General features: G+C 63.0%; 10 protein-coding genes. 7 read left to right on the forward strand and 3 right to left on the reverse strand.

Going from position 1 to position 12,592, the window contains the following annotated elements:
• Positions 1–3: 3 nt before the first annotated feature.
• Together R5H29_RS20350 and R5H29_RS20355 are read left to right on the forward strand one after the other, a co-directional pair.
• The gene (locus R5H29_RS20350) at positions 4–3,195 is read left to right on the forward strand and encodes an efflux RND transporter permease subunit (protein ID WP_033835656.1); all 3,192 of its coding nucleotides are present in this window, start codon (positions 4–6) and stop codon (positions 3,193–3,195) included.
• Positions 3,192–3,467, forward strand: coding sequence for a hypothetical protein (locus R5H29_RS20355; RefSeq protein ID WP_019184735.1), 276 nt, complete (start codon positions 3,192–3,194; stop codon positions 3,465–3,467). Before R5H29_RS20350 ends, R5H29_RS20355 begins: the two co-directional genes overlap by 4 nt.
• Before the next feature lie 15 nt (positions 3,468–3,482).
• Here the strand turns inward: R5H29_RS20355 and R5H29_RS20360 are convergent, their stop codons facing one another.
• Positions 3,483–4,580, reverse strand: a complete 1,098-nt coding sequence (locus R5H29_RS20360; protein ID WP_033835655.1) for a UvrD-helicase domain-containing protein — start codon at positions 4,578–4,580, stop codon at positions 3,483–3,485.
• Positions 4,558–6,138, reverse strand: a complete 1,581-nt coding sequence (locus R5H29_RS20365) for an ATP-dependent endonuclease (RefSeq protein WP_033835654.1) — start codon at positions 6,136–6,138, stop codon at positions 4,558–4,560. Before R5H29_RS20365 ends, R5H29_RS20360 begins: the two co-directional genes overlap by 23 nt.
• A 274-nt stretch (positions 6,139–6,412) precedes the next feature.
• On the opposite strand from R5H29_RS20365, the gene R5H29_RS20370 reads away from it, so the two are divergent.
• The gene (locus R5H29_RS20370; RefSeq protein WP_033835653.1) at positions 6,413–7,465 is read left to right on the forward strand and encodes a DNA-binding protein; all 1,053 of its coding nucleotides are present in this window, start codon (positions 6,413–6,415) and stop codon (positions 7,463–7,465) included.
• Between the two features lie 20 nt (positions 7,466–7,485).
• Here R5H29_RS20370 and R5H29_RS20375 read toward each other — a convergent pair whose 3' ends face one another.
• On the reverse strand, positions 7,486–8,244 hold the full coding sequence (locus R5H29_RS20375; protein WP_223224790.1) for a hypothetical protein: 759 nt from the start codon (positions 8,242–8,244) through the stop codon (positions 7,486–7,488).
• Between the two features lie 148 nt (positions 8,245–8,392).
• On the opposite strand from R5H29_RS20375, the gene R5H29_RS20380 reads away from it, so the two are divergent.
• The 4 genes from R5H29_RS20380 to R5H29_RS20395 all read left to right on the forward strand — a co-directional run bounded on the left by R5H29_RS20380 (position 8,393) and on the right by R5H29_RS20395 (position 12,584).
• Positions 8,393–8,743 carry a helix-turn-helix domain-containing protein gene (locus R5H29_RS20380; RefSeq protein ID WP_043033515.1) on the forward strand — a complete coding sequence of 117 codons (351 nt, stop codon included), beginning with the start codon at positions 8,393–8,395 and terminating at the stop codon, positions 8,741–8,743.
• Between the two features lie 174 nt (positions 8,744–8,917).
• Positions 8,918–9,337: a transcriptional regulator CopL gene (gene copL / locus R5H29_RS20385; RefSeq protein ID WP_012480218.1), complete on the forward strand. Its 420-nt coding sequence runs from the start codon at positions 8,918–8,920 to the stop codon at positions 9,335–9,337.
• Between the two features lie 113 nt (positions 9,338–9,450).
• Positions 9,451–11,319, forward strand: coding sequence for a copper resistance system multicopper oxidase (locus R5H29_RS20390; RefSeq protein ID WP_012480217.1), 1,869 nt, complete (start codon positions 9,451–9,453; stop codon positions 11,317–11,319).
• Entirely contained in the window at positions 11,316–12,584 is a 1,269-nt protein-coding gene (locus R5H29_RS20395) for a copper-binding protein CopB (protein WP_005413421.1), read from the forward strand. Before R5H29_RS20390 ends, R5H29_RS20395 begins: the two co-directional genes overlap by 4 nt.
• Positions 12,585–12,592: the final 8 nt, after the last annotated feature.

The following is a 12,592-nucleotide window of genomic DNA, read 5'->3' on the forward strand; positions in this document are numbered from 1 at the left end:
GCCATGCTCGAACGCCTCATTGGGCTGTCCATCCGCCATCGCTGGCTGACGCTAGTGCTCACCGCTGCGCTGGTTGCGCTGGGCGTGTGGAGCTACCGTCACCTTTCCATTGACGCCACACCCGACATCACCAACGTCCAGGTCCAGATCAACACCCAGGCCCCGGGTTACTCGCCGCTGGAGGCCGAACAACGGGTCACCTTTGCCATCGAAACGGCCATGGCCGGTCTGCCCAAGCTGGACTACAGCCGCTCGCTGTCGCGCTACGGGCTTTCGCAGGTCACCGTCGTCTTCAAGGACGGCACCGACCTGTACTTTGCCCGCCAGCAGGTCGCCGAGCGCCTGCAGCAGATCGCCTCCCAGCTTCCCGAAGGGTTGGACCCGGAAATGGGGCCGATCTCCACCGGGTTGGGCGAGATCTTCATGTACACCGTGGAGGCCGAGCCCAACGCTCGCAAGCCCGACGGCACCCCGTACACGGCCACGGACCTGCGCACCCTGCAGGACTGGGTGATCCGGCCGCAGCTGCGCACCACGCCCGGCGTCACCGAGGTCAACACCATCGGCGGCTTCGAGCGGCAGATCCACATCACTCCCGATCCAGCTCAGTTGGTGGCGCTGGGCTTCACGTTGAACGACGTGGTCGCCGCGGTCATGCGCAACAACCAGAACATCGGCGCCGGCTACATCGAGCGCAACGGACAGCAGTTCCTGGTGCGCGTGCCGGGCCAGCTAGCCAATCTGGAGGCAATCGGCAACATCGTGCTGGACCGGCGCGATGGCGTGCCCATTCGGGTGCGCGACGTCGCTAGCGTGGGCGAAGGCAAGGAGCTGCGCACGGGCGCGGCCACCCAGAATGGCCACGAGGTCGTGGTCGGTACCGCCTTCATGTTGTTCGGCGCCAACAGCCGGGAAGTCTCCCAGGCGGCCGCGGCCAAGCTGGATGCCGCCAACGCCAGCCTGCCTGCCGGCGTCCATGCCAAGGCCGTCTATGACCGCACCGCACTGGTGGATCGCACCATCGGCACGGTGTCCAAGAACCTGATCGAGGGCGCGCTGCTGGTGGTGGTGGTGCTGTTCCTGCTGCTGGGCAATGTGCGCGCCTCGTTGATCACCGCGGCGGTGATCCCGTTGGCGATGCTGTTCACCATCATCGGCATGGTGCGTGGCGGCGTGTCGGGCAACCTGATGAGCCTGGGCGCGCTGGACTTCGGCCTGATCGTGGACGGGGCGGTGATCATCATCGAGAACTGTCTGCGCCGGTTCGGCGAGGCGCAGCACGCGCTGGGCCGCCAGCTCAACGATGAAGAGCGCTATGACCTGACCGCCTCGGCCACCGCCGAGGTGATCCGTCCCAGCTTGTTTGGCCTGGGCATCATCGCCGCGGTCTACCTGCCGATCTTCGCGCTGTCCGGGGTAGAAGGAAAAATGTTCCACCCGATGGCGATCACGGTGGTGCTGGCCCTGACCGGCGCCATGGTGTTGTCGCTGACCTTCGTGCCGGCGGCGATCGCCAGCTTCCTGCGCGGCCGTGTGGCTGAGCACGACAACCGCCTGATGCGCTGGTCGCGTGCCCGTTATACGCCGCTGCTGGATTGGGCCCTGCGTCGGCGCGTGGTGGTGCTGGCCGGCGCGGCCGTGCTGGTGGTGGGCTGTGGCGTGCTGGCCACCCGCTTGGGTTCGGAGTTCGTGCCGAGCCTGGATGAGGGCGACATCACCTTGCAGCCCATGCGTATTCCCGGCACCAGCTTGGAGCAGTCGGTGGCCATGCAGGAAACGCTGGAGAAGCGCCTGGCCCAGTTCCCGGAGGTGGCCAACATCTTCTCAAAGATCGGCACCGCCGAGGTGGCCACCGATCCTATGCCGCCGTCGATGGCCGACACCTTCCTGATGCTCAAGCCCCGCGACCAGTGGCCCGACCCGCGCAAGCCCAAGGCCGAGCTGGTGGAAGAGCTGGAGGCGGCGGCCAAGGAAATCCCGGGCAGCAACTACGAGTTCACCCAGCCCATCCAGATGCGCACCAACGAGTTGATCTCCGGCGTCCGTTCGGACGTGGCGGTCAAGGTCTACGGCGACAACCTTGACCAGTTGACGCGCCTGGCCAGCCGGGTCGAGCGGGTCATGCGTAGCGTCCCCGGCGCCGAAGACGTCAAGGCCGAGCAGGTCTCCGGCCTGCCGCTGCTGACCATCATGCCAGATCCGGCGGCATTGGCACGGTATGGCCTGAACCCGGGCGATGTGCAGGAAACGGTGGCCACCGCCATTGGGGGCAGTGTTGCCGGCCAGTTGATCGAGGGCGACCGCCGCTTCGACCTGGTCGTGCGCCTGCCCGAAGCGCAGCGCCAAGACCCCGCTGTGCTGGCAGATCTGCCCATTCCGCTGCCGGCAAGCACCAGTGTCGATGAGTCCAGCCGTCTGGCCGCCGGCGCCAATGGGGGGCCTCGCACGGTGCCGCTGCGGGAAGTGGCGAAGATCCAGGTAGAGCGCGGGCCCAATCAGATCAACCGCGAGAACGGCAAGCGCCGCGTGGTGATCACCGCCAACGTGCGCGAGCGCGATCTGGGCGGGTTCGTCGGCGAGTTGCGCACACGCATCGGCCAGGATGCCGCGCTTCCAGAGGGCTACTGGATCGATTACGGCGGCACCTTCGAGCAGCTGATCTCGGCCACCCAACGCCTGGGCGTGGTCGTTCCGGTGACACTGGCGTTGATCTTCGCTCTGCTATTCATGGCCTTCGGCTCGGCCAAGGATGCGGCCATTGTGTTCAGTGGCGTGCCGCTGGCGCTGACCGGCGGTGTGCTGGCACTGGCTCTGCGCGGGATTCCGTTGTCGATCTCTGCCGGTGTGGGCTTCATCGCGCTGTCGGGCGTGGCCGTACTCAACGGGCTGGTCATGATCGCCTTCATCCGCCGTCTGCGCGAACAGGGCGATCCGCTAGACGACGCTGTGCGCGACGGCGCCCTTGGACGCCTGCGACCGGTGTTGATGACCGCCCTGGTAGCCTCGCTGGGCTTCCTACCCATGGCCTTGAATGTCGGTGCTGGCTCGGAAGTGCAGCGGCCGCTGGCCACTGTCGTCATCGGCGGCATCGTCTCATCCACCGCATTGACCTTGTTGGTGCTGCCGGTGCTCTATCGTTGGCTGCATCGCGACCGAGCTCCCCGCGCCGGTAGCACTGCTTTGGAGTCCCCATGAACGAGCTCAACCTGGAACAGGTCCGTGCGGCGATGTTTACCGACCCGGGCGTGAAAGCGGTGGACGACCTGCGCCTGGTCGCCGGTGAGCATGGCCGTGCGATCGCGGCCACCATCACGGTCGCGGCGCCCTCGGTCGACCTGGACCTGGTACATGCTGTGATTGCCCAGGTCCTGGCCGATCAATTCGGCATCGATCAGATCATGCTGTGTTTCAACGACCCGGGCCCGGTACCGCCGCCGCCCACCGCGGCGCCGTTAAAGAAGATGTGATCGCAGCCCCTGGCTCTATGCGTCTGCGCTGGCAGGCGCATAGAGCTGATGACCCGGCAACGCGCACGCGCCGGCATACACAAAGGCCACGCTTTGCCGCGCCCGGGCGAAGGCCACGTAGTATTTCGGCGGCGCGGTGATACGCGCTGCATCGGCCGTGCGCAGGTACTGCGTCAACGGCCCGTTCGGAAAGATGAGGACCCGACTGTAGGTGCGGCCCTTGCACTGCCCAAAGTTCACCGCCGGCAGTCCGTCGCACGCCTGCCGCCGGTCATGCCGGAGCACGGTGGGGGCGAACTCCTGCATGTACGCGGCCACATCCCCTGGAGCGACGAGGTAGATGCCATCGTGTCCGGTGACCTCGCCATTGCCTGATTGGGTCCGCGGCATCTGCGGATAGAGCGTGTCAGCCATATCGCACAGGGCCTGGACGCAGCGCAGACTGGTGAGGCGGTGATCCAGCCGGCATAAGTCGTCGGCCTCCCAAATCTGAAACAGCGCTGCCAGATTCGGACCACGGTATTGGCTGTACCTTTGCGCATAGTTGGTGGCATACGTGGCTTGGCGCGTATCGCCTACCAACGTGATGGCAATCTCGCTCTTCAACAGCCGTTCGACCAGATCCAGATCAAAGCCGGCCAGATCCTGGACTTCGTCGATGTAGAGCTCGTCGTACATCGCCGCCAATCGCGCCACGACCTGGCCTTGGGTCAGCTCATCGCAGCGCACAGCGAAATCGGCCGCTCGGTCCGAATACATCCGGTTGCCCGCCAGGTAGTGGCGCGCCACCTGGGTGCGTGGGGCGCGGTTGTTGGTGACACCTTCTACGAACAGGATGGTCTCGATGCGAGGCTCAGGGCAAAGCGCAGCTTGGTACGGGCGAATGCACTGGCGCAGCAGAAAGCCATACCAGCTGTGCAAGGTGACATGCGCGGGGACCGCGCCTGCGTGGGCCTCAAACGAGCGCCGGATCTCTTCTAGGTTTTCCAGCGTGTAGGTGACAATCGCGATGCGGCGCCCAGGTCGCTCCAAGGCCTGCCGGACCAGCAACGTGGTCTTGCCCGAGCCGGCTGCCGAGAGCAGGACCCGGTTAGGTGATGGCACGCTGGACATAGTCCGGGAACCTGATCGAGTGCGGGCTATTGAAAATCGCCAAGGCCGTATCGGTCTTATGGCCCTTCATGTACTTGAGCAGCGCCACCTCATCGGCAAAGGCCTTGCCCAGCACGGTATTGAGTTCGGCCAGCGAGTTGGCTTTGATCAGCTGCTCTTCCAGCGAAGGGGCGCTCTCGTCGGAATCGTAATAGATCGCGTTGATGTGCTCGGCATAGCGCTCTTGCACAACTGCGATATCACCGTCGTTGTCGGTGATCACCTTGGCCTGAATCCTCAGTCGATCGGCAATCTGCAAGAAGCGTTTGAATGCCAACGACTTGACCGAAATGATGTCTACGCCGTGAGCCATCGGCGCCACGCCGTGATGGTCACTGTAGGCACGCTGCACGATCAGTTCGTCGGAAGGGCCTTCCACCAGGATCGCCTGCTTGGCCAGGATCAACCGCAGCGTGTCGTGGCCCGGCAGCTTCATGAAATAGTCGTGGGTATCGCTGGGCAGCTGGTCCAGCTTCATCTGGCCTTGCGCGCTGAACAGGATCACGTTGTCCACGCCCAGCTTGTTCAACACGAAGCTGCTGTGGGTGGCGATGATCACCTGCTGGGCGGTGGAGTGGGCCGCAATCTTGTCGATCAGCTGGGTCATGCTGGAATAGGACAGATGGTTCTCCGGCTCCTCGATCAGCAGCACGTGAGCCGCGCCGGCCGCGTGCATCGCCAGCTTCATCTTCACCGCGCTTTGCTCGCCCTTGCCGGCCTGGATGAACGGGAGCTCATCCAGGTAGGGTGACAGGCTGGTTTCCCACGTTGAGCGCGGCGATGTGTCCACGCCTACCGTCAATGCCCTGTGGCTGATGTCCCCGGTGTGCTCGGTCAAGTAGGCATTGATCGCTGCCACATCCGCTTCTTCGGAAAAGCTCTGCCGCATGCGGCGGAAGCTCAGCGACAGCGAGACGCGCTGCGCAGGCGTCAGTGCCTGCTCGATGATGCCGGCGATATAGCGATCGGCACCGGACAAGGTCTTGATGCCGTGCGTGTCGATGATGGTCGAGTCGAACGGAATACTACGGGCGGTGACGCCATTGTTGGCGAAGGAGTACCAGCGCACCGTGTAGTACTCCACCGGCAGGCTGACCGCGCCCTGGTGCTGCTGCAGGTAGGCGTTGAACTCCTCGCGGTAGTCGTCGTTGAGCTCGACCAGCAGCCGGATGCCGGCGGTATCCAGACGCAGGGAGTTGTTGGTGCCGCGTAACGACGCCAGCGCGGCGTCGGCGCCCAAATAGGCTTCGATGGAGATCCGTGGCGGCGAGGCCGGCGTGCCCGTGGCAAGCGCTCCCAAGTACTCCTGCACCATGGGCTGGTGGAACAGGTAGGGCGTGAGCTCGTAGGCAAGATTGCGCCCATGCAGCTGGCCGGTGACCACCGCGTGGATGGCCTCCAGCAGGGTGGATTTACCGACCTCGTTGTCGCCCACCACCAGGTTCATGTGGGCATTGAGGGGCAGGTCCAGATGGCGAAACGACTTGAAGTTGTCGATGACGATACGTTCGATCGGCATGCACAGTCCTTTGATGGCCAACGGGCTCGGTGGCGGAGCCTGCCTGCACCCTGGCTGGCCTCCTTTCCGCTCTGGGCCATACTACCCAGCGATCGCCGGCCCTGGGCGGTTTCGTACTGCTTGGGACGCGGGGAAGGGTCAGAATCCGCCTTACGCGGGATAATTCAATATTATCCCGTATAATTATTTTCGCCGACGAGCGGTCGTCTACCTGCTTTAATAGTATGTAATTACATGGTATGTAATACATTACGAAATAAAGTGAGGTGGCACGATGGCGCGCGCAGGACTCTATAAGAGTGACGTCCAGAAGGCGCGCGACGCGCTGCTGGCCCAACGCAAGAAGCCGTCAGTCGACGCGGTGCGAGTGGCCTTGGGCAACACGGGCTCCAAGACCACGATCCACCGCTACTTGCGTGAACTGGAAGGAGAGGAAGGCGGCGGTCCGGCGAGGACGGTAGCCGTTAGTGATGCTTTGCAGGACTTGGTTGCGCGCTTGGCCTCGCGGCTCCAGGAGGAAGCAGAGGCCATCCTCACCCAGGAGCGTGAGCGCCATCAGGCTGAGCTCCACAGTCGGCAACAGGCGCTTTCCGGTGCCCAAGAGGAGGCTGCCGCCTTGAGCAGTCGGCTGCAGCGCACCGAAGCAAGCCTGCACCAAGAGCAAGCTGCTCACGCCCTCCTTCAACAGAATCTAGGTGACAGGATCGCGGAAATCGCCCAGTTGAACGAGCGCATCGCTGGCATGACGGTGCGGCTGGCTGATCATGAGGCGCATACGCGTTCTCTGGAGGACAAGCATGCCCATGCCCGGGAAGCGCTTGAGCACTACCGCACTTCAACCAAAGAGCAGCGTGAGCAAGAGCTTCGCCGTCACGAGCATCAGGTCCAAGAGCTGCAAGTAGCCTTACGTCAGGCCAATGAAGCCTTGGGCGCGAAGAATCAGGAGCTGTTGGTGCTGAACCGCGACAATGGTCAATGGCTGGAGCGCCACGGGCGGATTGAGCGTAAGCTTGCCCAGCTACGACAGGCCCACGAAGGCCAACACAGCGAGGTCGTGGCGTTGCGCCAGACCGCGACGGACTATTTGGCACTGCAGGAGCGCTGGAAGACTGACGCCAAGACCTTGGATACCATGCGCAACGAGCTAGCTCAAGTTCAAGACACCCTTGCGCGGGAGCGTGAGCGCCGCGAGAGCGCTGAAGCCGATGCGTTGCGTGCCAATGCACGTCTTGAAGCGCTAGAGCCTCTACTGAATCAACTGACGCCAGCACAAAATGCGGTGAAGAAAACTCGGCGCGGCCATGCGCAAGATGGGGGAGCCGACTGACGAGGCTGCTCGTTTGTCTGCTAGCGGCTGGGGTGGCGCTCACCTGTCCAGTACGCCCATTCCATAGGGACGACCCAATCTACAAACAGTTTGGCTACTGAGGACTCCGGTGCCAAATGATAGGGCTTGAACATGCCTTGCTCGGGCGAACTGGTCATCAGGTAGCGCAGGCGCTTCTGGACCTCCTGAAAGATGGCTTCCCGCACATGGGCGCTGTCGTGCACGCCAAGACGCATCGCCACCGAGGCACCTTGGCGTACCGCCGCCCAGCAGCAGTAACGCCACCGCGCGATCGGCAAGCCCCGCGGTCCGGATTGAAAGACGAACCCCACATCACGTGCCCAGCCTGGGTCGAAGTGATGTTTGAGCAATTGCTGCTCCAGAAACTGCTCGGTCTCCCAGAGTGCAAGTTCATCCCACAGCTCCAGTTTCGCGTCCGCCAAGTCTACATCGTGTGCCATATCGCCGAGTTGGTCTTCCAGCACCGGGAGCAGGTGCCTGCGCTCGTGGGTAGACCAGGCGAAAGCCCATTGCAGATCTTCGATGGGCGTGACCTCGGCATCGGGGCGGATCTGCCATCGATCCGCTGGCCAGGGAACTTGGATCAAGGCCAAGTCTCGCAGCGTGTCCAGCACCAGCAAGGTGGAGCGGCGTGTGGGCGCCACCGGTAGGCGTCGTAGCTGCGCGGCTAACAGTGCGGCTAGGAAAAGGGTGCCACGAAGGCCCAACTCCTCGATGCTGGCGACCCCAGATGGCGTCATTGACGAGGTTCCGGGCATGCGGTTTCCGGGGATGAGGGAGCGGCGTGGCTCCTGGGGGGGGGGGGCGGCGTGGCTCCTGGGGGGGGGGGCGGCGCTACCGGTGTCGCCGGTTGCCTCAAAGCTAAGAATATCTTAGTATGCAAGGCAGGGTACATCCGCCATCCTTATGGGGTCTCCATGGGGTGCGCGCGTGACTTTGTCCGTCGACTCAACACCGACCTTCGCTCGACGCCTCAAACAAGCCCGCCTGCACACGGGTTTGTCGCAGAAGGAGTTGGGCATCCGGGCCGGTCTGGATCCTCACGTGGCCAGCCCCCGAATCAACCAGTACGAGCGTGGCAAGCACGAGCCCATGCTGGAGATTGCTGAGCGGTTGGCCCAAGCGTTGGGGATCCCCGCCGCCTTCCTTTACACCGACGATGATCTGCTGGCCAAGTTGCTCCTGCGCTGGGGCTCGCTAAGCAAGCAGCAGAAGCGCGAGTTGGTGAAGCTGATCGAGGCCACGCCCGAGAAGTAAACCGAACAAGCGCTCGCCCTATGGGCAACTCTTCGCCTCAACCCGCCCTTTGGGCGCTTCTGGAGGGAGCTGCAGTGTCCGCGGCTAGTGCGACTGACAAGTCGCGACATCTCAGGCTTACTTGAGATTTTGTTCACGACCGATACACACGCGCCTTGTCTAAAGTGATATACCATGTCGCCCGTGTCAGCCTCCTCACTTCTACTGCGACTGTTCCTGATCGCCATGCTCGTGCTTAACGGCGCGTGGTCGGCGTTTGCGTCCGTCAGTATGAACCCGGTCATGGAAGAGCAGGCCAGCGAAGTGGCTGCCGCGGTGCAAGTCGACGAAGACTGCTTCGCCCATCACAGTGCTGAGCATCATCCCGATGCCACATCGATTGAAAAGGCTGGCACTGGGCATGGCGACCATGCCGGTCCCGACTGTTGCAAGTCTTCTGCGTGCCGGTGCGCCTGCGTACACGCTTGCGCGAGCGCACTTCCTGCGCGCCTGCATGTTTCGGTGCAACTGGCCTTGGGCCTGGATGTCATGCCGCTGCCCCTAGGGCATGCGGCACCTGCCTTGCCTCATCTGATCCGACCACCGATCGGCTAAGCGTCCCTAGGCGCCGCAATGGCGCCGTTGGTGTGGCTTGCATGCCTGTTTAGGCCAGCCGCCCGCTCTGTACCACCGCCCGCCGGTGGCAACACGACGCTTGGAGCATTTTCATGTCGCATGATGATTTTCGTGGTCCACGCGGTGGACCGCTGCTGCCTTCGCGGCGGCGATTTGTCCAAGGCTTGGCCTTGGGAGGCGCAGTCGCAGGATTAGGTTTCTGGCCCAAAGCCAGTTGGGCGCTCAAGGGGCCGGGACAACCCAACGTACTATCGGGCACTGAGTTTGACCTGACCATTGGCGAGACGCCGATGAACTTCACCGGCAAGACCCGCACCGCGATCACGGTCAACGGGTCCGTTCCGGCGCCGTTGCTGCGGTGGCGGGAAGGCACCACGGTCAACTTGCGCGTCTCTAATGCATTGCCCGCTAACTCCATCCATGGCGCGGACACCTCCATCCATTGGCACGGCATCATTTTGCCGGCCAACATGGACGGCGTGCCGGGTCTGAGCTTTGACGGTATCGGACGTGGTGAGACCTACCACTACCGGTTCACCCTGCATCAGGGCGGAACCTACTGGTACCACAGCCACTCAGGGTTCCAGGAACAAGCCGGGCTCTATGGCCCGATCGTCATCGACCCATTGGAGCCGGAGCCCTTCAGTTTCGATCGCGACTACGTCGTGATGCTGAGCGATTGGACAGACCTGGACCCGACGGCCCTGTTCGATCGTTTGAAGAAGATGCCGGGCCATGACAATTACTACAAGCGCACGGTCGGCGATTTTGCGCGCGATGTGAAGCGCAACGGCCTGTCGGCCACGTTGGAAGATCGCAAGATGTGGGGCGTGATGCGGATGACGCCCACGGACCTGTCCGACGTCAACGCCAACACCTACACCTACCTGATGAACGGCACGACCTCACTGGGCAACTGGACCGGTTTGTTCCGAAGTGGCGAGAAGGTGCGCCTGCGTTTCATCAATGGCTCTGCCATGACGTACTTCGATGTGCGTATTCCGGGGCTGAAGATGACCGTGGTGGCGGCAGATGGCTTGTATGTCCATCCGGTTTCCGTCGACGAGTTCCGCATCGCGGTAGCAGAAACCTTCGATGTGATCGTGGAGCCCTCCGGGCAGGACGCATTCACCATCTTTGCCCAAGACTCCGGTCGCACCGGCTACATCAGCGGCACGCTCGCTGTGCGCGAAGGATTACGCGCGCCCGTTCCGTCTGTGGATCCCCGGCCGCTGCTGACGATGGCAGACATGGGCATGGATCATGGGTCGATGGATATGTCTGGCGGCAGCAAGGGCATGGAAGGCGGCTGTGGTGCGGCCATGGGCATGCCTGGCATGACCCCACCTGTCAGCGGTAACGCGACCTCGGCCCATGCAGGCCATGCGATGCCCGCCGCCGGCGATGGTGCCATGGCAGGCATGCAGCACGGGGGCATGCAATCACACCCTGCTAGCGAGACCAACAATCCCCTGTTGGACAACCAAGCCATGAGCGTGAGTTCGCGCTTGGATGATCCGGGCAATGGCCTGCGCGATAACGGCCGTCATGTGCTGACGTATTCCATGCTCAAGAGCACCTTTGAAGACCCTGACGGACGCGACCCCGGTCGCGAGATCGAGCTGCATCTGACCGGACACATGGAGAAATTCTCCTGGGGCTTCAACGGTCAGAAGTTTTCCGATGTCGAGCCGCTGCGGCTGAACTACGGCGAGCGTATGCGCATCGTATTGGTTAACGACACGATGATGACCCATCCCATCCATTTGCACGGCATGTGGAGTGACGTGGAGGACGACAACGGCAACTTCATGGTGCGCAAGCACACGGTGGATATGCCGCCAGGTAGCCGACGCACGTATCGCGTGCGTGCCGATGCGTTGGGCAGCTGGGCGTTCCATTGCCACCTGCTTTATCACATGGAAGCCGGAATGATGCGCACGGTGAGGGTCGACGAATGAACATCAATAGACGCGATACCACCCTGACTGCGCTGACGGCTATCTCGCTGGCCCTGGCCAATGCGGCCAGCGCCCAATCTATGCAGCACGGCTCCATGCAGATGGAGCAGGGCGCGCAGACCCAGACTCAGGATCACTCTGCACATCAGGCACCGACATCAAAACCTGCGCCAGCCCAAAAGCCTGCAACACCGGCCAAGACGAGCGAAGCGACGATCGATCATGCGGCGATGGGCCACGCCGAGCCGCAGGCTAACGCAGCCGAGCCTGCCATGCAGGGCATGGACCATTCGCAGATGGGGCACGGCTCGCCCGCGAGCACACCTGCGGCGCCCACAGCGCAGGCGCAGTCGATGCAGGGCATGGATCACAGTCAGATGGCACAGCCCGCTGCAGCCGACACCTCCGGCACGGCCACGCCTGCGATGCAGGGGATGGACCATTCGCAGATGGGCCATGATTCGCCCGCGCCCGCTACACCAGAAGCGGGAATGCAATCGATGGAGGGCATGGACCACAGTCAGATGGGACACGGGCCTGCAGCGCCAACGCAGCCGCGCACCCCGATTCCCGCGGTGACGGACGCGGATCGCAAGGCGGCCATCGCGCCGGAACACGCGCATCCGGTGCATGACAACTCGATCAAGAGCTACGTGCTGCTCAATCGCCTGGAAACCTGGGATGCCGATCCGGGCACCGGGCTGGGCTGGGAGGGCCAGGGCTGGATCGGTACGGACCTCAATCGCGTCTGGCTCCGCAGTGAAGGCGAACGCACGGATGGTCAGACCGAGTCGGCTGATCTGGAAGTGCTTTACGGCCGCAGTATCTCCACGTGGTGGGATGTGGTGGCCGGTGTGCGTCATGACTTCAAGCCTGGGGCATCGCAGAACTTCGCCGCTATCGGTGTACAGGGCTTGGCGCCGATGAAGTTCGAAGTGTCCGCCACAGCCTATCTCGGCGAAGGGGGCCAGACTGCCGCCAATGTCGAGGCCGAGTACGAATTGCTGCTAACCAACCGGCTGATCTTGCAGCCGCTGGTGGAAGTCACCGCCTATGGCAAGAACGATCCATTGCGCGGGATAGGTTCGGGTCTGAGTGCCGCTGAGGCGGGGCTACGACTTCGCTATGAGTTCACCCGAAAGTTCGCTCCCTACATCGGCGTGGTGTACGAGCGCGCGTTTGGCAATACCGCAGACATGCGACGCGAGCATGGCGAGTCCTTTGAAGACACGCGCTTGGTCATCGGCCTTCGTACCTGGTTCTAAGGGGAACT

Source organism: Stenotrophomonas sp. A3_2 (genome assembly GCF_036624925.1).
GTDB classification, from domain to species: domain Bacteria; phylum Pseudomonadota; class Gammaproteobacteria; order Xanthomonadales; family Xanthomonadaceae; genus Stenotrophomonas; species Stenotrophomonas hibiscicola.